Annotated in this window: 15 protein-coding genes; 4 read left to right on the plus strand and 11 right to left on the minus strand. The window is 35.4% G+C overall.

Annotated features, from left to right (window positions below):
* Positions 1-24 precede the first annotated feature (24 nt).
* The gene (locus ACIGAM_RS05565) at positions 25-2346 is read left to right on the plus strand and encodes an FdhF/YdeP family oxidoreductase (protein ID WP_396510468.1); all 2322 of its coding nucleotides are present in this window, start codon (positions 25-27) and stop codon (positions 2344-2346) included.
* A gap of 116 nt (positions 2347-2462) precedes the next feature.
* Here the strand turns inward: ACIGAM_RS05565 and ACIGAM_RS05570 are convergent, their stop codons facing one another.
* The 6 genes from ACIGAM_RS05570 to ACIGAM_RS05595 all read right to left on the minus strand — a co-directional run bounded on the left by ACIGAM_RS05570 (position 2463) and on the right by ACIGAM_RS05595 (position 12233).
* Positions 2463-2879, minus strand: coding sequence for a response regulator (locus ACIGAM_RS05570; RefSeq protein WP_396510469.1), 417 nt, complete (start codon positions 2877-2879; stop codon positions 2463-2465).
* A gap of 2 nt (positions 2880-2881) precedes the next feature.
* Positions 2882-6280 carry a PAS domain S-box protein gene (locus ACIGAM_RS05575; protein ID WP_396510470.1) on the minus strand — a complete coding sequence of 1133 codons (3399 nt, stop codon included), beginning with the start codon at positions 6278-6280 and terminating at the stop codon, positions 2882-2884.
* Between the two features lie 370 nt (positions 6281-6650).
* On the minus strand, positions 6651-7925 hold the full coding sequence (locus tag ACIGAM_RS05580) for a serine hydrolase (RefSeq protein WP_396510471.1): 1275 nt from the start codon (positions 7923-7925) through the stop codon (positions 6651-6653).
* A gap of 81 nt (positions 7926-8006) precedes the next feature.
* Positions 8007-10913 (minus strand): PEP/pyruvate-binding domain-containing protein, encoded by a 2907-nt coding sequence (locus tag ACIGAM_RS05585; RefSeq protein ID WP_396510472.1) that lies wholly within the window; start codon positions 10911-10913, stop codon positions 8007-8009.
* A gap of 177 nt (positions 10914-11090) precedes the next feature.
* Entirely contained in the window at positions 11091-11732 is a 642-nt protein-coding gene (locus tag ACIGAM_RS05590) for a hypothetical protein (RefSeq protein WP_396510473.1), read from the minus strand.
* Positions 11733-11738: 6 nt separating this feature from the next.
* Positions 11739-12233, minus strand: a complete 495-nt coding sequence (locus ACIGAM_RS05595) for an RNA polymerase sigma factor (protein WP_396510474.1) — start codon at positions 12231-12233, stop codon at positions 11739-11741.
* A 122-nt stretch (positions 12234-12355) separates the two neighbouring features.
* Here ACIGAM_RS05595 and ACIGAM_RS05600 point away from each other — a divergent pair, with 122 nt between their 5' ends.
* A complete protein-coding gene (locus ACIGAM_RS05600; RefSeq protein WP_396510475.1) occupies positions 12356-13651 on the plus strand; it encodes an NAD(P)/FAD-dependent oxidoreductase in 1296 nt (431 codons plus the stop codon).
* Positions 13652-13681: 30 nt separating this feature from the next.
* Here the strand turns inward: ACIGAM_RS05600 and ACIGAM_RS05605 are convergent, their stop codons facing one another.
* The 5 genes from ACIGAM_RS05605 to ACIGAM_RS05625 all read right to left on the minus strand — a co-directional run bounded on the left by ACIGAM_RS05605 (position 13682) and on the right by ACIGAM_RS05625 (position 17642).
* Positions 13682-14515 (minus strand): alpha/beta hydrolase, encoded by an 834-nt coding sequence (locus ACIGAM_RS05605; protein WP_396510476.1) that lies wholly within the window; start codon positions 14513-14515, stop codon positions 13682-13684.
* 116 nt (positions 14516-14631) lie between these two features.
* Positions 14632-15231, minus strand: coding sequence for a YdeI family protein (locus tag ACIGAM_RS05610; protein ID WP_396510477.1), 600 nt, complete (start codon positions 15229-15231; stop codon positions 14632-14634).
* A 72-nt stretch (positions 15232-15303) separates the two neighbouring features.
* Entirely contained in the window at positions 15304-15477 is a 174-nt protein-coding gene (locus ACIGAM_RS05615) for a hypothetical protein (protein WP_396510478.1), read from the minus strand.
* A 54-nt stretch (positions 15478-15531) separates the two neighbouring features.
* On the minus strand, positions 15532-16845 hold the full coding sequence (locus ACIGAM_RS05620) for an MFS transporter (RefSeq protein WP_396510479.1): 1314 nt from the start codon (positions 16843-16845) through the stop codon (positions 15532-15534).
* A gap of 86 nt (positions 16846-16931) precedes the next feature.
* Positions 16932-17642: an arylesterase gene (locus ACIGAM_RS05625; RefSeq protein WP_396510480.1), complete on the minus strand. Its 711-nt coding sequence runs from the start codon at positions 17640-17642 to the stop codon at positions 16932-16934.
* Positions 17643-17788: 146 nt separating this feature from the next.
* Here ACIGAM_RS05625 and ACIGAM_RS05630 point away from each other — a divergent pair, with 146 nt between their 5' ends.
* Both ACIGAM_RS05630 and ACIGAM_RS05635 read left to right on the plus strand, forming a co-directional pair.
* Entirely contained in the window at positions 17789-18478 is a 690-nt protein-coding gene (locus ACIGAM_RS05630) for an ABC transporter ATP-binding protein (protein WP_396510481.1), read from the plus strand.
* On the plus strand, positions 18471-21011 hold the full coding sequence (locus tag ACIGAM_RS05635; RefSeq protein WP_396510482.1) for an ABC transporter permease: 2541 nt from the start codon (positions 18471-18473) through the stop codon (positions 21009-21011). The genes ACIGAM_RS05630 and ACIGAM_RS05635 overlap by 8 nt, the downstream gene beginning before the upstream one ends.
* Positions 21012-21098 lie beyond the last annotated feature (87 nt).

Genomic DNA, 21098 nt, shown 5'->3' on the forward strand with positions numbered 1-21098 from the left:
CATTAATTAAAAAAATCAATAAAAATGTCTCAGTCTTTTAAACGCAACGTGTCTTTAACGGGTGCAGAAGAGTTTACCAATATTAAATTAGGAGAACCTGTACGCGATGCGGCGGGTATGTTAGGAGTTAAAGAAGCACTTAAACATGGCTTTAAAGAAATGGGTGTTTTACGCTCTATGGGTGCATTATTAAAGATGAACCAGAAAGACGGTTTTGATTGTCCCAGTTGTGCCTGGCCAGATCCCGAACAGCGATCTCCTGTTGCAGAATATTGTGAAAACGGAGCAAAAGCACTGGCAGATGAGGCGACTACAGATAAAATAGGAGCAGACATGTTTAAAAAATGGTCTGTTGAAGAGCTGTCACATTTATCAGATTACGAACTTAATAAATTTGGTCGTCTTGTAGAGCCTTTGGTTTTAAGACCGGGGAGTTTACATTATGAACCTATTAGTTGGGATGCTGCATATACGCTTATTGCTGAAGAGTTAAAAAAGCTTAACGACCCTAATGAAGCCATATTTTATACATCAGGGAGATCTAGTAATGAAGCTGCATTTTTATATGGAACATTTGCACGTGCATTTGGAACCAACAATATGCCAGATTGCTCAAATATGTGTCATGAATCGAGTGGTGTAGCTTTAGGGGAAACTTTAGGTATTGGAAAAGGCTCAACGGTTTTAGAAGATTTATATGAGGCTGAAGTTATTATCATAGCAGGGCAGAACCCGGGTACAAACCATCCTAGAATGATGTCTGCACTCGAAAAATGCAAAAACAATGGCGGTAAAATAATAAGCATTAATCCGCTTGAGGAATCTGGTTTGGTAAATTTTAAAAATCCGCAGCATTTAAGCGGTGTAATAGGTAGCGGTGTAGATATGGCAGATGTGCATTTACCGGTAAATATTAATCAAGATATTCCGCTTATAAAATTGATTTTAAAGAAACTCGCAATATTAGATTCAGTAGATAAAACTGTTTTTGATCACGTTTTTATTGATAAATATACCAGTGGTTACGACGCGCTTATTGCAGATTTAATGTCTTATGACGAGAAAGATTTACTATCGAGAACGGGAGTAGATGAATCTGCAATTAATAAAACTGTAGCATTATTGCGTCATTCTAAAAAAATTATCGTGTGTTGGGCAATGGGACTTACACAGCATAAAAACGGAGTAGAAAACATACGCGAGTTTGTGAATTTGCTCCTTTTAAAAGGTGCATTAGGTAAACCGGGTGCGGGAACCTGCCCTGTGCGTGGTCATAGTAATGTACAGGGTGATCGTAGTGTAGGGATTCAGCATTTTGTAGATAAAGATATGAATGCGCGTATTGAAAAATATATGCACTTTACACCACCAGCAGAGCGAGGTCTTGATACTGTTGAGTCTATGCAGGCAATGCACGATGGTAAAGCAAAAGCTTTTTTCTGTCTGGGCGGAAACTTTTTAATGGCAGCTTCAGATACACAATATACTGCGGAAGCATTACAGAACTGCGATCTTACCGTGCAGATAAGTACAAAATTAAATAGAACACACTTAGTTACTGGTAAAACAGGTCTTATATTACCTACATTAGGAAGGTCTGAAAAAGATGAGATAAATGGTCAGCGAAGGTACTTTACGGTAGAAAACAGTATGGGTAAAATAAGTCAATCAAAAGGTATTTTAAAACCGGCTTCAGATAATGTTCGTTCAGAACCACAGATAATTGCTGAGATGGCAGATGCCTATTTTGATTCGCATCCCTTAGACTGGAAGCTAATGGGAGATGATTATGAGATTATTAGAAACTACATAGATCTTGTTGCCAAAGGTTTTGAAAAAACAGCAGAACAATCTAAAGGTCACGGGTATTATTTGCCAAATAATGTACGTAATCTTGATTTTAGCATGTTGCCCGGCGGTAAAGCCCAGATAACGGTTAATAAATTACCGGAGCATACGCTTGAGGCAGATGAATTTATGATGATGACCATACGCTCACACGACCAGTTTAATACTACTATTTATGGGCTTGATGATAGATATCGGGGAGTTTATAATGAGCGGAGAGTAGTTTTCATGAATAAGAAAGACATGGAATTGAAAGGATTAAAAAAATTAGATGTTGTAGATCTCACCAGTACTTATGACGGTATTGTACGTGAAGCACATAAATTTTTAATAATACCTTATAATATCCCTCAGGGTAATGTTGCTGCGTATTTTCCCGAGACAAACATGCTGGTGCCCTATAATCATTTTGCAGAGCGTAGTAATACGCCCATTAGTAAATCTGTAAAAGTGCGCATTTATAAGCGGGATGTAACACCCGTTATAAGCGAAGTTTAAGAACTCTATTATAAATTATTAAACCAAGAAACCCATTGAATTATTCAATGGGTTTTTGTTAGTTTTTATGTTCCTAAAATAATTAGGGTTAACATTTTGAATGTATTGGGAACCAATTATAATTTACCGTGTTCTTCTAAATCTTTAATGATACTGGTTAATTCACCAGGTCGTATAGGTTTTATGATGTAGTCTGAAATTTCACAAAGACTCTTAGCGCGCTTTATATCTACAGGGTCTACGGAAGAAGAAACCATATAAATGATAATTTTTTTACTGACTTCAGGCTTAATTTTTATGTATTCTTCCATAAACTGAAAGCCATCCATAATAGGCATATTGACATCAAGAAATATAACGTCTGGAAGTTCCTTTTGCTTATTAAGGTTACTTATCATAAAATCAAGCGCCTCTTCACCGTCTGAAAATGAAATAATTTTCTTTGATAGTTTTAACGACTCAAGAGTTTTTATCATTGTGAATTGATAGATGTCATCATCATCAACTATACAGATATTAAAAGGGTCTCTCATATTTAATTAAAATTGATCGTAAAGGTAGAACCATGATTCACTTTACTTTTTGCAGCTATAGAACCACCCATCGCTTCAACTTGGATTTTTGTCATAAACAAACCTACTCCCTTAGCATCTGGATGTCTGTGAAATACTTTATTTAAACCAAATAATTTATGACCATTCCGCATTAAATCTATTCCTAAACCATTGTCTTTAAAACTCAATATAATCTTTTTATCTATAACTTCTGACTTAATGAAAACTTCTGGAGTTTTGTCTTTAGCTCGATATTTAATTGCGTTACTTACCAAATTAAGGAAAATACTTTCTAAATAAACAGTATTGTAAGAAATTGTTTGAATTTGGGAGAAATCTGTGACTATTACTATACCAGATTCTAAGATTTCACCACTTAGAATTTCCTGAGTTTTATGTAAAACTTCAGAAAATGAAACTTCTTCTAAATTTTGAGCTGAGTCACTTTTAGTTCTTAAGGCTTCAATCAAGGTGTTTAAAGTTAAAGTAAGATGATTGATGACTTTTTCAAACTTCTGAAATAAGATTTCTTTTTCTTCTTCACTTTCAGATGTATTATAGAATTCTAATAGCGAGTTTAAGTTACTTACAGGAGCTCTTAAATTGTGAGATGTAATGTGTACAAAATCTGCGAGTTGTGTGTTTTGAGCAGTAAGTTTATTTGCTAAAACTTCCAGGTTTTCTTTTGCCTCTAAAATTTTACGAGATGCTAATTTTTGGGTCGTAATATCCCGAATTGCTGCAGAAACAAGAAGACCTTCTTCAGTTTGTAGTGGACTCAAACTTATTTGAATAGGAATTTCTTTTCCTTCTTTATTTACTCCAAATAAATCTTTACCACTTCCCACACCAAAAGCTTTTACTTTAGGCTTAGCAAAAAAACCATCGCGTAAACCTATATGTGTATTGTTGCCGGTAAAGCGCTGGGGTATAAGTATTTCTACAGGTTTATTATATAACTCTTCCTGTGTATATTTAAACAGCTTTTCTGCCTGTTTATTTATAAGTTGTATGCGTCCCTTTTCATTAACAATAACCATTGCATCAGGAGCAGACTCTAACAGGCCTCTAAATTTATTCTCTGCCATTTTAGGAGCCGTAATATCCTGACATGTCCCTACCATTTCTGTAACATTACCTTGATGATTTGCAGCGATTACTCCTAAAAGTTGAATTATTTTTATCGTGCCATCGTTTAAAATAATGCGATGTATCACCTTATTAAAAGCGAGACCACCTAAAGATTCAGAAATCTTTTGATCTACATTTGCTCGATCATCGGGGTGTATAAAATCTAAATATGTTTTAATTTCTAAATCTGCAGATCTATCTACATCAAAGATTTTGTACATATTTTTTGACCACTTCAGTTTATTGGTTTTCAAATCCCACTGCCAGTTACCCATTAGTGTGATTTCTTCGGCAAAGTTTAAGAGCTGATTGTTTCGTAATAATTCATTTTCAGCTAATTTTTGAGCAGTAATATCCCGTATTGCGGCAGATACCAGAAGACCTTCTTCAGTCTCAAGGGGACCTAAACTTATCTGTATAGGGATTTCTTTACCCGCCTTATTAACCCCAAATAATTCTTTATCATTACCCATACCAAAAGCTTTTACTTTTGGCTTAGCAAAAAAAATATCGCGTAATCCTATATGTGCATTATTGCCGGTAAAACGTTTTGGAATTAAAATTTCTACAGGTTTGTCAAAAATTTCTTCAAGAGTATAGCCAAAAAGTTTTTCGGCCTGTTTATTTATAAGCTGAATGCAACCTTTTTCATTTACGATTACCATCGCATCGGGAGCAGACTCTAAAAGGCCTCTAAATTTATTTTCGGCCATTTTTTGCTCTGTTACATCTTGACAGGTACCTATCATTTCTGTAACGATTCCTTTTTCATTTTTAAAAACTTTTCCTATAAGTTGAATCGTTTTTGTTTTACCATTTGTGTTAATCCTATGATTAAAACTATCAAATCCTTTATTATCAATTGCATTTTGAAAATTAGTAGTGACAAGAATTTTATCTTCAGGATGTACAAATCCAAAATAAGTGTCAAATTTTAAATTTGAAGTTGTTTTATTAAGTTCAAATATATTAAACAGGTTATTAGACCATTTTACTCTATCATTTACAACATCCCATTGCCAATGTCCTGTTTTAGTGATTTCTTCAGCAAAGTTTAATAATTGGTTTTTTCTAATTAATTCGCTTTGAGCCTGTTTTCGTTCTGTAATATCAAAAGAGACTCCCAGAAATCCTATATTTTCTCCACTGTCATTTTTAACGGTTGTAACTGTTAACTCAGCAGGAAAAGTTGAGCCATCTTTTCTGAGATAAGTCCACTCACGAGTATCTGAAAATTCTAGTTTAGCTAGTAACTCAAGTGGATCCTCGTTTTGACTTCTCGCGCTTAAATTGTTTTGAAATGAATTAATCTCCTCATACTTATGAAAAAGCATTGGAGAGTGTATGCCAATTACTTCTGATGCAGAATAACCTAATAATTTTTCAGCGCCTTTATTGAAGTGATTAATTATACCATTATTATCTGTAGAAATTATAGCAACAGAACCTGAATTTAATATGGCATTCATTTCAACATTAGTCTTGTTTAAAGCCAATTGAGATACTTTCATAGTATTAATATCCTGAAACATTCCTGCCAGGCGTACGCATTTACCATCTACCATTTCGGGTTGGCCAATAGAGCGTGCCCAGATTGTTTTTCCTTTTGCAGTTTCAATTTCTACTTCTAAATCAAAAGGAATACCATCTTCAACAGCCTCTTTCATGGCTTTTAAAATTAGGTCTCTGTTTTTTCCTTCTTTATAAAATTTGATATTAGTCTCTACTTTAGGAACAAAGTCGTTAGAAACTTCGTGAATCTCGTAGACAACTTTACTCCAATACACTTCATTAGTTAGTAAATTTACTTCCCAAATTCCTATACGTGCGATCTCATTTGTATTCTCAAGTATTTTTTCTATTTTTTTTCTTTCTTCATCATTATTCTTTATGTGAGTAATGTCACCGGTATGCATTATTAAGCCGCCAATTTCTCCTTCAGAAATATACCAGGGTCTTACATCCCAATAAATCCATTGTACCGTGCCATCTGCCCGTACAAAAGGAGCTTCATCACAAATATCTACTGCACCATTTAAGCACTTATGATGATTGGCTTTCCAGTCGTCGCCTATTTCAGGAAAAAGGTCATAATGAGAACGGCCTATGATTTCCCGACCTTCCATTTTATAATCTGTGATCCATTTTTTAGATACAGATAGATAACACATATTCTTATCTAACATCCCGATGGCAATAGGAGCCTGCTCAATAAAAATTTTATTGTAATATTCTCTACTTTCTAACATTTTTCTTTTTGCTAACCTATGTAAGCTGAGTTAATTTTAAAGCATTTATTTATCAATCACTTAACACTACAAAAATAGCGCATTATTAATAAAAATAGGTGGTCAAAACAATCCCCAAGACTGCATAAAATGCCGCAAAAGTGTAATCGTGATAAGTACTTATAATTATATAGAAGTTTTATCGAATTTTACAAGTATAATATTTTTAAAAGCCTGTATTAAGCGGTCTGATATGCAATGTTTGATAATTTACAAAAAGTACTTTACGGCAATATCAATTTCATTAATAATGTTCAATTATCTAATAACTGAAAAAAGTCCCTTCAAAATAAATTGAAGGGACTTTTTAAATATAAAAATTAGAAACACTCTACTGGCCTGCAGCGGCGATCTCTTCTTCTATAGCTTTGTCAATTCTTCCTGCAAGATACATATGATCTGAAGCTGAATTTTTACGCAATACATTAGTCATTAAGCACACGATATATTTAGAACCATTATCAGGATGCTCTACAATAATTACAGAATTCATATAATTAAATACATTACCGGCATAGTCACCACAAGCTCCTTTTGAGCGGTCACATTTATAAAAACTTCCGCTTTTAAAATATACTGCGGCAGAATCAAGTGTTTTTGATTGTGCATACCTAATGCGGCGTTCTGTCTGATACATAATGCGCTTCATTTCTAAACTAGATAATGAATCTACAGCTTTACCTTGCTCAATATTTATAAGAAATTTCATTAGGCCTTTAGGAGAACCGGTACTACCACCTTGTCTGCTTACATAACGTTCAGCACCATTTGTAAAAAAGCCACCCAGACGCCACTCGTCTTCGCCAATTCCTAAATCACGAAGTGGTTGATTTACTACTTCAAAAGCGAGGTCAGATATTTCTTTTCTATCGGTTTCTTTAAACCATTTAGTTGCTTCTTCATCAGTTAAGTCAAAGTATTTTTCCCCAAAAACTTTAAGTAATAAAGCTTCTCGATACACAACACTCGCAGCACCATTATTACTCACGGCAACCATATGATCTATCCATTCATACAAACTAAAAACATCGTCTTCACGCGCCGTTCTTCGGGTTAACTTATCTTGCTCAATATCGTAAAGTGGAATGGTGTGATGGTCGTACACTGCAAATGGACCACCTTTAACACGCTTGTGTTTAAGTAAACTCTCACGAGCTCCCCAATCATTAGGACATAATTTTTCTAATTGATCAAACATTGCTAAAAGTATCGCAAGTTTTCCTACACTTCCTGGCTGGTAACCGCGCGTTTCATTACGAGCAGCATATTTCAAGTTTGTCGTGTCTGTCATATCTAGTACAGAAATAGAATAGCTTGCATCAAGACCATAAAATAAACTGGATATTTTTTTCTGTAATGCGGGATCTTCAGTCATATAAGTAATAGCGCTATCCTTTTTTGAGCTTAAGCGCAACTTAATATCAGCTGTAGATAGGTAAGCACCGGCTGGAATACGAGTGTATTTTACACTGTCACGTACAATTTTTTGAAGATATGCCAAGCGATCTATCCCGGTGCGCTCATACCCGTCAATAGGGTAGAAGGAAGGAACAGTAAAGGCGAGTACCAAAGCAAGTACCGGTATTAGAAGGAGTAATTTTTTCATAATTAATTTTTAAATATTTTTTAGGTATTGGATTCCTGTAAAGTGTAAATAGAATTCTTTTAAACTGACAAAAAGTTAAACTTATAATTTTGTGTCAAGATCTATAAACGCTTCTTCATTCGTTTTAGGCGATATCGAATCAAGATATCCATTACTTAAGGCGTTTTTATTTTCTACAAAAGGGCGTATTTGAAATAACCATAATTTATCATTTTGAAAGCCTAATTCAACATCATATGCTCCTACATAATCAGTGTTTGTTTCCTGCGGAATTTTTGCTCGAATTTCATTAGCAACCTCACGTAAACTCTGGATGTTTTTTGTGTTAAGTATAGGGTTTTCAAACGTAGTCATATACTTTTTTGTAGCTCCGGATGTTGGTAATCGTATATAATCGGGTTGACGCGCAGGAGCTAGAAGGCGATTGTCTTTGTCAGTAACTAAACGGGTTTCTGCTGCCTGGCCATCTACTGCACCACCGGCACCACGACTAAAAGCCACCGTTAAATCTTCATCAACACCTTCATTAATTCCTTTAGTGATCATTACACCAGAATAATCTACATCTACACTAGGTATTACTAATATCGAAGGAAATACATTCTCAGGATTTGATAAATACACCTGTCTCCATTTAAAACTACGTTCGGTATAGGGTGAAGCCCAAACTGATTTTATTCCGTCTAGAATCTTTTGTTCTTCAACCACATTAAACAACGTCAGGTTTAAGCCCGCTCCGGTAAACTCTTTAAGATCTTCCATATTAGTATCACTACGTAAAAATACCGGAGTTTGACCTATAGGTTTACCAAAGTTCGTTACAAATGAGTTTCGCAATTCGGTGATAAAAGAGGGTTTCAATTTCATGTCTGCAATAGCGGTGCGTAGCGTTGCCAATTGTTTTAGTTGAAAAGCTTCAACCTGACTTTCTGAAGTGCCTGCAACCCGTTGTTTTTCCGCAGAAGCGAACATATCGGTTAGAAATTGCCAGTAGCTTACGGTTTGACCTGGCATTGGCAAATCCATATGATCTCTAAAAATACCAAACGGTATGACCAGACCTTCAACCACATGCTCAGGAAACATTTTTTTAAGTTCTCCTAAGTTTGCTGCTTTTGGTCCTGCTAACTTTCCGCTGGCAGAAGCGTCAATATCGCGCATATTGAGTATTTTCTTGAGATCAAGTCTAATTTTTTCTATGGGCACCGCAATTTTTGTTTGTTTGCGTTCTTCTTGAGAAAAAAGTTGTTTTTCTTCATTAGACATATCTTGAGCTAGTTTTAAAATCACAGTTCCTTTAGTAGAAACGGCATAAAAAACTTCTTTACCATTAAATTCTTGCAAGGCTTCTAGATTAGAATCTATAAGTGCTGCGTTTGGAATACCCAGATTACGTGCAAGTAGTTGTACATGAGAAACGAGATTGCCTTCATCTACAGTGGCAATACCTGCAACTGGTTTGAGATCTGATGGCGGTCTTTTAAAAATGTAAATTTTATTACTAGAAACTTCTACAGCATCGGGATTACCGGGTACGACTACAAGTTCACCCATTGCGTAACCGGGATTTAGACCGTGAATTGCGCTTTGGTTTTCAATACGCATTACTTTATTTTCCAGATTAGATTCTTGAGAAACTAAATCGCCTAATTCACTTACTGCTTTACCTAAAGGTAGCGCAACTGAAGAACGCACGCGATCGTCTATAAAACCGGCAGCAAGTGGCTCAAATGCAGTGTATTTTTCTACATCATTATCATAGGTTGCCTTAACCATAGCCGCACTCCACTGCACGACATTGCGGCTCGTGTTTAGCATCGTATTTAATTCAGCAATAGAAACATTTGTATATTTTATAGGGGCTAACGTGGCTGCAATTTCTTCCCATTCCCACACTTCGGTAAGACCTGTTCCTGCAGTTGCGTAAGATAAATGATACACTTTATCAAGCAAACCTCTTAAATCTTTTGGCTCCCAGGATGGCGCTTTCTTAAGAAGCATTTCTTCTAATTTTAGAGAAATATCTAATATGGTAAGGCGGTCCTGAGGTCTTGTAATCTGAGTGATTTGCGTGCGTATGTTGCATAGTAAATCACTTATCTCAGGTATTACTATATCTGCAGGAGTATCATTTGTTATTGTTGTAGTAAATTGTAACAATTGCTTCTTTACTTCGGGTTCACTTTTTAAGCTAGAGATTTGATTTTTTAAACTCTGTAAATTAATAGGAGCATAGTACTCATTAAGTGTAACAAGTAGATTATCAAACTCTGTATTGATTTTAGGAGAGAATTGATCTTGATATTTCTGTTGAAATTGCTGTACTAGGGCTATGTCACTTACGTCTGGTTGCCCATGTATTTTTACGCGTGCATCCATAAATTTAGGGAATAACTCTGCAATAACTTTAGATTCGCTACGCATACGTTGAGCAATATTATCATCGCCTGAGTGTGGAATATCTTTTAAAGATTGACGTATAAGATAATAATTGGCTTCAACAGCATCATCCTGCTTCAATAAATTTTTATAAAAATCTATTCCCCAGGCTTCTTCATCTTCAGATTGTATGGCACCGCGATAGTATTGAGCTTTTTGCAAAATCCACCCATCATCAACACTTTGTAAATATTTACCCAGTTGATACTGTTTTAAACGACTGTGATTGTTAGATGCATCCCAGAATTTTTTAGGGTCTGCGGCTGCGAGAATTTCAGCAAAATATAACTGATTGCGCTCTGCTAGATTTTTAGTGATTTCTTTATAACTGGCGTGTTGTACCCCATCTACACCATCAGGACACGGGTCTTTAGGTTCGCGCATTGTGCCATCTTCACAGAACCAGCGTATACGTAGGTAAGGACCTCTGGCGTCATTTTTAAATTCACTAATTGTCTTTTCTATACTAGATGTAGAATATTCTTGTGCGCTTGATTGAATAGCCGCTAAAAGCATCAAAACGAGAGCAAAGCGTAAGAGTTTTTGCATAAAAGGTTGTTTCCCACAAAAATAGGGGTTATACGTGTTAATTATCCCTTAAAAAAAGATTATCATTTACTTAAATTATGATTATAGATTAAATATTGAGCCGATAAATTTTAGCCTTCAACTAAACAAAAAATCCCACCATAGTCTGGTAGGATTTATATTTTGAGATAAGGCAATTTAATTACGTAACTCTAATTTGTTCAGTTCTTTATAATTGCGATGTAGTTTGCGTAATAAAATACCGTAAAGCAATTTATAGAACAACCAGAACAAACCTATTATAAGTAGAAACATTCCTATAAAAGTGACTATAAAACTTAGTGGCAGACTTTGTGAGCCATCTTCGCCAACAACATAGATTTCTTGAATTTTTGGGCTATATATGGCTGATGCGATGAATACAATCACACCAATAATAAATGCCATTACCAGATTGTAAATTACATAGTAATTCACTGTTTTGCGTACTTTTAAAATACGCTTCATCAGCTTGCTGGTATTTTCGGTAGTTTGTACTTCTTTATAGTTTTTGTAAAATATATAGATGAAGTAAATTAATATACAATAATGAATAAGCGTTGCTATAATTTCAAATTCATAAAGGTGTAATTCTTTAAGAGAGTTTAAGCTTTTAGTATTAATCGTAAATGCATTTATTACTGTCCAGAATAGAAATTCTATTATTGAGATATATAAAATCCACTTCATAATAGAAGAAGATCGTTTGTGAATCATTTTATATATAGATTCTATATTAACCTTAGGAAGGTCGGCTTCCTGCCGTTTCCAGTCTTTCTTTAAAAATTCAAGTTCGTCCATCTGCTGCTACACATTTAATAAGTCTTTCAACTTGCCTTTTACACGATTCATCTTAACCCTTGCATTTACTTCGGTTATACCTAAAGTTTCTGAAATCTCGCTGTAGGGTTTATCTTCGAGATATAAAAAAACCAGCGCTTTATCTATATCGCTAAGCTGGCGTATTGCTGAATACATAAGTTTTAATTGTTCTTCTACCGTATTATCATATTCTGAACTCGCAATCTTAAACATCACACTGTCATAATCTTGTGTGCGTATACTGCGTTTTGATTTACGATAGAGCGTTATTGAGGTATTGAGTCCCACCCGGTACATCCAGGTACTAAATTTTGAGTCACCTCTAAATTTAGGGTACGCCTTAAATAATTGTATTGTAATCTCTTGAAACAGATCGTTATGTGATTCCTGATCGTGCGTATATAATCTGCAAATTTTATGTACGATATTCTGGTTTGCTTCAAGCTGGGTTACAAATTCTTTTTCAAGTTTCGGATCCAAAAGCTAATTGTTAGTTGCCTATTTGTATTAGTAGCGGGTAATATGTTACAACTAAAGCTAAATTAATAATAAAGATTAATCGGTTTAGCATCTGTTAAGTAACTTTACTAAAACTAGTAACTATGAATATCCCTCAAACTCGAGAACCTCGTATAGTAATTATAGGTGGAGGTTTTGGAGGAATAAACCTTATAAAGAATCTTAAAAAAACTAAGTATCAGGTAGTTTTACTTGATAAGCGAAACTTTCACACCTTTCAGCCGCTTTTATATCAGGTTTCTACGTCGGGTCTGGAGCCAGAGTCTATTGCATACCCTTTACGTAAACTCATACGCAATCAAAAAAATATGCATTTCCGCCTTGCGGAAGTAAACCATATTGACACTACTCTTAAAAAAATACGTACAGATATAGGAGATTTGAGTTACGATCACCTCGTAATTGCCACGGGAACGCGCACAAATTTTTTTGGAAACAAAACCATTGAGGATAATGCGATCTGGATGAAAAGTCTTCCGCAGGCATTAAACATACGCAGTTTAATGTTTGAAAATCTGGAGCGCGCAAATCGTACTGAAGATCCTGTAAAACGAAAAGAACTTTTACGTTTTGTAATTGCAGGAGCAGGGCCTACTGGTGTTGAATTGAGTGGAGCATTAGCAGAATTACGCTCTAATGTTTTACAGGCAGATTATCCTGATATGGATACCAGTGAGATTGAAATACATCTTATTGAAGGTGCAAACCGTGTATTGCCACCGTTTAGTGAATACTCCTCTAAAAAAGCACATAAATTTCTCGAGAATATGGGCGTTACTATTCATTTAGAGACTTTTGTAGCTAATTACGAAAATAACCGCGTAACCACAAAGGGCGATTTAATTTTAGATACGGCAACATTTATCTGGTCTGCGGGAGTTACAGGTGCTTCTATTTCTGGTTTTGAGGAAACTGCATTGCTCCCTAAAATTAATAGGTATAAAGTTGATCGTTATAACAAAATTGCAGGATTTAAAGATATCTATGCAATAGGAGATATCGCGCTTATGGAAACTGAAGCATTCCCCAAAGGGCATCCACAAGTTGCACAACCCGCAATACAACAAGGAAAAAATTTAGCTACTAACTTTAAAAATATACTAAAGAATAAGGAATTAAAACCCTTCAGTTATTTTGATAAAGGATCAATGGCAACTATAGGTCGTAATAAAGCGGTTGTAGATATAGGTAAAATACATTTTGGAGGCTTCTTTGCCTGGTTTATCTGGATGTTTATTCACCTGTGGTTTTTAGTAGGTTTTAGAAATCGTGTAGTTACTTTTTTCAATTGGACGTACAGCTACATCAATTTTGATAAAGCGGCTCGTTTAATTATTAGACCATTCAAACAGAATAAGATTATTGCAGAAGAAGATTAGACTCCTGCTGATTATAACGAGATTGTATAATTATTCTATACCCGCTGTAAACTCTTTAATTTCTTTAAAACGCGTACTAAAAGGCCAGAAAAACTGGGTCACCATAGGTACGTGTTTTTTATTAAGCGTAATGAGTTTAGCCTGCGGCTGAAATTCTAGAAGTTTTTGATGAAAAAGATCATTGTAATAATATAATGAAGGGATGGTCTTAGTTCCTAAATAGGTTAGGATAGCAGGAGTGTTCTCATCGAGAAAATAATAAGGCGAAGCGTTACGCCATTCTTCAGGATCTTTAGTCCAGGTCACATCGTAGTAGTCTTCATCTGTAGGCGGATTTTCCTGTAGATATTTAAGCTGATCAAGTGCAGCAGCATCGTCAAATATAAGACCCTTTATTAGTGAATTATCATTTAAGTATTTGGGATTCATAGTCGCCAAAGCGATTAAATGACCACCGGCAGAATGCCCCATCAGAAATATTCGATCAGGATTACCACTATAATTGGCAATATTTTCTTTTGTCCATGTAATAGCTTCGGTAATTTGACGAGTCATTGTATCGTAGTTGGCAAAAGGACTCAGGGTATAGCCGGGAATTACAGTTACATAATCGTTTTTTGCAAAATTACGACCTAACACAGAGTAGGTGCTTTTAGAACCACTATTCCAATTACCGCCATGCACAAAAATCAATACGTCATGCTGTTGTGTAGAATCTTTAGGCTGAAAAATATTGAGTGTAGGCTCTTCAGTTGAAGCTTTATAAGCAGACTTTAGATAATTTATATCAGTATGTTTGACTGAAGAACAACTGATAATGAAAATTGCAAATACAAATAATGCGGCAACTCGAATTGATGTCATAATAGGTTTAAATATTCTTGAAGACTCAAATTACGTAATTAACCCAATAGATTTGATTTGTTTTAACGCCTCTTAACGTTATCACCACAATTAATACAATCTATTCGGTCTAATATTTAACAATCCTTGTATTTATCATACAAACCAACACCCTCTAGAATTAAAGGAATAGATTTATTTAATCTACTAATACGTGTTTTTTCTTGTTTTGCACTGCCTATATGTAGCGCAAAATCCTTTTGCCTTCCTGGAGTTAGACCATTAAAACAGTTTTTTAATTGCAAATCCTCTTTTAGTGCAGCTTGTAGTTCTAAGGGTATCAGGATTTTAGGAGCAGTTCTAATTGGTTTAATTTCATAGCCCCTTTTTTGATTTTCTATAGCTTCGTTTACAAAACGAAGTACAGTAGAATTTACAATATCATTTTCCTCATAAAACCGAAGCTGTCTCAAGGATTTAGTTTTTCCTTCCTGAGCGTTATGTAATTCAGAGTTAGGATCATTAAGCAGTGAGCCGTTAAAAAACCAAATACCAAAGTGATTTTTAAATCGGCCAAGACCAATAATATTTTTACCAGCTATCGTATATACTGGTGCATTCCACTTAAAAGTTTCTTGAAGCTCTGTCGTTAGTAGTAATGCTCTTAATTTTTTGAGTGCTTCATTAAACTGATGTTCGGTATTGAAATACTCTTCAATTTTAGTTAAATCTCCCATAAAACATATATTAAAAATAGTTGTATTGAGGTATAAATTGTAGCTATAAATTTAACAATTGTAGCTTAATTTTTATGAAAAAGGGAATGAAATTCGTTTTACATTAGTAGTATTAAATACAATTACAATGGCAACAAATAAGTCATCTAAAAAGGCTGCTCCAGCTAAACAGGCTACTAAGCCTGCTGCTGTAAAGCCGGTGAAGACTGCTTCTAAAAAGAAGTAATCTTTAATATCTAAGGGCATCCAGGATGCAGCCGATATAATTAAACTTAAACGCCGCCTAAAAGCCGGCGTTTTTTATTCTACATTAGGTAACGTAGCACTTTTAATCGCTCCTAAAATACCTAAACCAGAAAGAACTGCGATTATACCTTCTACCGAAATCAACGAAGCTAAAGCGCTAATACCGCCGGTTATTAAAAGAATAAAACCAATAAGTGTATTACTTACTGCAACGTAATCTGTGCGGCGATTGCCTTCAGCCATATCTACGATATAGGTTTTTCTACCCAGACGTACTCCTTGATGTGCAATGCCTAAAATGAAAAAGGCTATGGTGTAGAGCCACACCTGATCACGCCAGAGAGGTATAAACTGAATAATAGCCACAATTAGTAAGCCTAAACCTGCGGTAAGAATCGCAGAATAGGTCATTACTTTTTTACTTGATTTATCTGCCATTTTGCCCCATACGGGAGCACTAATGATAGACGCTACACCATTAGCAATTATAAAAAGACCTAGTAAATACGCTTCTTTACCTACATAGCGTTGCGCTAATAGCACATAATAAGGAGCTGTTAGAGCAGAACACAACAATAAAGATCTGGTAATAACAAAATTCCGGAATTGTTTGTCTTCTCTTAAAAGCCCTAATCTATTTAATGCTTCTTTAAAACCATTTTCACCTCCCGCTGTCTCACCTGGAAATTCTTTGATATTTGCATAAATAAGTGCCGCAATTAACCATAAAGCTGAGGCGAAAAAAATGAGATAACTGTAAAATTCAATTCCTACATCTTCTCTTGATTTGTAAAGAATAAAAAGTCCCGCTGCGAGAACTAAAATTCCGCTTACTGATGCGGTGTATCCTTTTAGTTTGCCGCGCTTTTGCTTGGGTATCGTCTTTCCTAAAACATCTTTAAATGCAATAGAGCAGAGTCCGCGAGCTAGACTGAAGGCTATTAAACAAAGTATTATAAGCCAACCGGCGCTATTACCTTCAAAGGTCAAAGCAACAAAGCCAATACCGGCAATTGCAAGAAATTGCAATACAGATCCCAAAACCCAGACATATTTCCGCACCGGTTTTTGTCTAATATAGTGCGCTATAAATAACTGCGGAAGCATAGAGCCTGATTCTCGTATGGGTACGATAAAACTTATAAGCATAACGGGTGCATTTACATAATTCATTACCCAGGTTAGGACTGTTTTAGGATTACTTAGTGTGTCACCTAGTGAGGTAAGCATATTGCTTATTAGTAGTAAAAAATAATTTCCGGGAGTTTCTTTACAAGCCTTATCGTCTATGGCCTTACACGTTCTTGCATCTTCTTCGTCGTTTAGATAATCGTAGAGCTGCTCAAGATTAGATTCTTTAGAAGTCATTGAGGTTTTAAAATAAGTCTATTAGGGATTTATAACAGCTTAAAGCTAGAACTGGTATTCACGAAAAATTTAAAGATCTGGTAAATTTAATCAGTTGAATTTGATTTTAATAGCGGTCTTAAAATCGGGAATACATTAGCTGCAAGTATTTTATGTCCTTCTGCGGTAGGGTGTATTCCGTCAGCCTGATTTAAACGTGCTATACCGCCTACATTTTCTAGTAAAAATGGCACTAGCGCTATATTGTTTTTTTCTGATAAATCATAAAAAAGAGCTTTAAAATCTGCAGTGTATTCTGTGCCTAAATTAGGAGGTAATTGCATACCGGTAAGTACGATTTTTGCGTTGGGTTTTTGAGCGCTAACCTCATCTATAATATATTGTAAATTAGCTTTAGTTTCTGAAACAGGAATGCCTCGCAAAACATCATTAGCGCCTAATTCTAAGACAAAAATATCAATGTTTGTTTCTAAAATCCAGTCTAATCTATTTTTACCTCCAGAAGTAGTTTCACCACTAATACCTGCATTTACCACCTGATATGAGATACCTAAACTGTCTATTTTATCTTGTATTAACCCCGGGAAGGCATCGTCAGGATCGTCAAGCCCATAACCTGCGGTAAGACTGTCTCCAAAAAATAAAATTGTTTTTAGTGTTGTATCATTTTCTACACCATTAGATTCAGTAGTGTATATATTATCTGATTGTGTTTCAGGCTGGGATTCATTTGTATTTTTACAAGAAGTTGATGCTACACTAAGCAAAAAACAACAAAACATTAACAAGGTTCTCAAAATGATCTAATTTTTAATTAACTGTAAAAGGTTATTTTTCCGCAAAGCGGAATTTAAGAAATAGAAATCAACGTATTATGTTAGTTTCTGTAAGGTTTCAGACTAATAGTTGGTCAAAATAATTCTTTGTTACAAACAATCACGCAATGACTTCCATATTAAAGATTTCAAATTTAGAAAAAAGCTATACTAGTGGCTCTAAAAAGCTTACTGTACTTGAAGATATTAACTTTAGTATAACAGAAAAAGAGACTTTTTCCATCGTTGGCCCATCAGGAAGTGGTAAAACAACGCTTTTAGGTATTTGTGCAGGTCTCGATAAGCCCGATTCGGGCACGGTAACGTTAAATGGTACTGTACTTAGTAGCCTTTCTGAAGATGAACGTGCAGCGCTGCGTAATAAACATGTTGGTTTTGTTTTTCAGGATTTTCAGCTTTTGGCAACGTTAACAGCTTTAGAAAATATTGCAATTCCGTTAGAATTACAAGGTTCTAAAAATGCATTAACTAAAGCAAAAACGCTTTTAGAGAAAGTAGGTTTAGGAGATAGGGGAAATCATTATCCCTCTCAATTATCTGGAGGTGAGCAGCAACGTGTTGCACTGGCTCGAGCATTTGCAAACGATCCTAAAATATTATTTGCAGATGAGCCTACCGGAAATCTCGATGCAGAAACCGGTGAAAAGGTAGTAGAATTACTTTTTGAACTCAATAAAGAATTAGGTACCACCCTTGTGTTGGTTACTCACGATATGGATTTGGCAAAAAAAACACAGAATATTCTTACTATTAAAGGAGGTAAAATAGTAAGCTTAACAAATGCAGCCCATGTCTAAATCTATTAAGAATCAGGCAGGAACCTACTGGTTATTTAAAATGGCCTGGAGAGATTTTAGGGCAAGTGCAGGAAAGTTAAGTCTGTTTATGCTTTCAATTGTTTTGGGTATCGCCGCCATAGTTTCTATTCAGTCTTTTGGAGAAACGTTAAAGACAAATATTGCGCTGCAGTCTAAAGGGTTAATGGGTGCAGATTTTAAAATAGATAGTGATAGCGAGCTTACTGAAGAAGCCCTGTTTATAGTAGATTCTCTTGGAGGTGCAGATGCAAAAGAAATTACGTTTGCTTCTATGGCATTGTTTCCTAATAATGGTGCTACAAAACTCGTTCAGGTACGTGGTATTTCTAAAGGGTTTCCTTTCTACGGAAAATTAGAAACCACACCAGAAGAAGCAGCAATAAATTATGAGGAGCAACGAGGTGCATTAATTGATGCTACCGTGATGTTACAATTAAATATTAAAACCGGTGATAGTATAAAACTTGGAGCTGTAACCTTGCCGGTTTTAGGAGCACTAAAAGCCATTCCCGGAAGTAATGCGGTTTTCAGTGCAATAGCACCACCGGTCGTGATTCCTTATGAGGTAATTGCAGAAACCGGACTTGTGCAGGTGGGAAGCCGTATTGATTATGAATATTATTTCAAATCACCTCAAACTGATTTGACAAAATTAGAATTGGCTGTATCAGATCGTTTAGACGCAGTAGAGGCAGATCTCGACACCCATTTAGCAACAAGTGAACGATTGGGAAACCGCTATGCTAATTTTGGTAAGTTTTTAAATCTGGTAGGTTTTATTGCTTTGCTCTTAGGCTGTGTAGGGATTGCCAGCGCCACTACGATCTATATACGTGAGAAATTAAAATCTGTAGCTGTTCTTAAATGTCTGGGAGCTTCAAATAAACAGGCTTTTCTTATCTACCTGATACAAATAGCCGTTTTAGGTCTTGTGGGTGGTATTTTAGGAACACTTGCCGGTTTGTTTTTACAGCAGCTATTTCCGCTGCTATTAAAAGATTTACTCCCTGTAGATGTAATATTAACGTTCTCGTGGCTGGTAATCGTAATGGGAATCGTAACCGGTGTATTTATGTCTGTACTTTTTGCGTTATACCCATTGCTAAACACCTTACAGGTTTCTCCGCTTCAGGCATTACGGGTAACAGAAACGGGTACACAATCGCGTAAAACAGCACTGGGCGTAACCCTTGCAATCCTTGTATTTGTATTTTTATTTGCACTTTGGTTATTAAACGACTGGAAGTATGCATTAGGATTTCTGGCAGGTATTTTAGTCACCTTTAGTATTCTGGCAGGTATTGCTCGAGTATTTATGCGTATGATAAGACGGTATTTCCCGAGCTCATGGAGTTTTACATCGCGACAAAGTTTACGTAATTTATTCAGGCCAAAAAATCAAACTGTCATTCTAATTCTTGCGATTGGAGTAGGTTCCTTTTTAATAAGTACGCTTTATTTTACAAAAGATATATTGCTCGCTCAGGCAGCTTTAGATGGTAATACTGAAAGTGCCAATATGATTTTACTTGATGTGCAAAAAGAACAAATGGCACCACTTGTAAAAACTTTAGAAAACAACAATCTGGAAGCCATAGAAAAAATACCCATTGTAACGATGCGGGTTCAAAGTATTAATGGTAGAAGCAATACAGATCTGAAACTAGACAGTACCACCCAAATTAACAGATGGATTCTGAACCACGAGTTTAGAACAACGTATAGGGACTCACTTATTGCTTCTGAAGTACTGCAAGAAGGAATATTTACAGCGCGTATGACTCCCCAATTTGAAGAAATTCCTATTTCGGTGAGTGATAATTTTGCACAAGATGCTCAGGTTGAACTTGGAGATGAAGTTGTTTTTAATGTGCAGGGCAAATTAATAACAACAATAATAGGCAGTATACGTACCGTCGATTGGAGTCGAATGCAATTAAATTTTTCAATTGTATTCCCGGCAGGAGTTTTAGAAAATGCGCCACAATTTGGTGTAATTACTACTAATGTTGCTAACGATAATGTTTCCGCAGCTATACAGCGTGAGTTAGTCACAGATTATCCTACACTTTCAATTTTAGATTTACGGCAAGTTCTCAACGTCATTGAAGAGCTACTTACTAAAATAAGTTACATCATAAACTTTATGGCATTTTTTAGTATTCTAATAGGTATAATTGTTCTCTTAGGAGCGGTACGCACCAGTAAATATCAGCGTATACGAGAAAGTGTTCTTTTACGCACGATGGGAGCAAAGGGGCGACAAATATTAAAAATACAAGGCTTAGAATATTTATATCTAGGTATAATCGGCTCTTTATCTGGTATACTTTTATCACTAATTGGCACTCTATTATTAGCCTATTTTGTTTTTGATACCAGCTTTGTTCCCTCGTGGATTCCATTTTTTGTTCTATTACCGGGAATAACACTTTTAGTTTTAGCAATAGGACTTAGTAATAGTAGAAGTGTTATTAAAAGCTCGCCGCTTGAAGTGCTTCGGAAATCATAATCACAATTTACGTGCAGCTTTTAATAATTCATTAATCCTTAAACAAGAAAGATAAAGACAAGGGTAAAATGTTGAATAAACACTTAT

Source organism: Leeuwenhoekiella sp. NPDC079379 (assembly GCF_044542075.1).
Classification (GTDB): Bacteria; Bacteroidota; Bacteroidia; order Flavobacteriales; family Flavobacteriaceae; genus Leeuwenhoekiella.

What these genes read in the sequence shown, in the direction of transcription:
- ACIGAM_RS05565 (WP_396510468.1), top strand. Translation starts at nt 25, where the DNA reads ATGTCTCAGTCTTTTAAACGCAACGTGTCTTTAACGGGTGCAGAAGAG.
- ACIGAM_RS05570 (WP_396510469.1), bottom strand. Translation starts at nt 2,879, where the DNA reads ATGAGAGACCCTTTTAATATCTGTATAGTTGATGATGATGACATCTAT.
- ACIGAM_RS05575 (WP_396510470.1), bottom strand. Translation starts at nt 6,280, where the DNA reads ATGTTAGAAAGTAGAGAATATTACAATAAAATTTTTATTGAGCAGGCT.
- ACIGAM_RS05580 (WP_396510471.1), bottom strand. Translation starts at nt 7,925, where the DNA reads ATGAAAAAATTACTCCTTCTAATACCGGTACTTGCTTTGGTACTCGCC.
- ACIGAM_RS05585 (WP_396510472.1), bottom strand. Translation starts at nt 10,913, where the DNA reads ATGCAAAAACTCTTACGCTTTGCTCTCGTTTTGATGCTTTTAGCGGCT.
- ACIGAM_RS05590 (WP_396510473.1), bottom strand. Translation starts at nt 11,732, where the DNA reads ATGGACGAACTTGAATTTTTAAAGAAAGACTGGAAACGGCAGGAAGCC.
- ACIGAM_RS05600 (WP_396510475.1), top strand. Translation starts at nt 12,356, where the DNA reads ATGAATATCCCTCAAACTCGAGAACCTCGTATAGTAATTATAGGTGGA.
- ACIGAM_RS05605 (WP_396510476.1), bottom strand. Translation starts at nt 14,515, where the DNA reads ATGACATCAATTCGAGTTGCCGCATTATTTGTATTTGCAATTTTCATT.
- ACIGAM_RS05610 (WP_396510477.1), bottom strand. Translation starts at nt 15,231, where the DNA reads ATGGGAGATTTAACTAAAATTGAAGAGTATTTCAATACCGAACATCAG.
- ACIGAM_RS05615 (WP_396510478.1), bottom strand. Translation starts at nt 15,477, where the DNA reads ATGCCCTTAGATATTAAAGATTACTTCTTTTTAGAAGCAGTCTTCACC.
- ACIGAM_RS05620 (WP_396510479.1), bottom strand. Translation starts at nt 16,845, where the DNA reads ATGACTTCTAAAGAATCTAATCTTGAGCAGCTCTACGATTATCTAAAC.
- ACIGAM_RS05630 (WP_396510481.1), top strand. Translation starts at nt 17,789, where the DNA reads ATGACTTCCATATTAAAGATTTCAAATTTAGAAAAAAGCTATACTAGT.
- ACIGAM_RS05635 (WP_396510482.1), top strand. Translation starts at nt 18,471, where the DNA reads ATGTCTAAATCTATTAAGAATCAGGCAGGAACCTACTGGTTATTTAAA.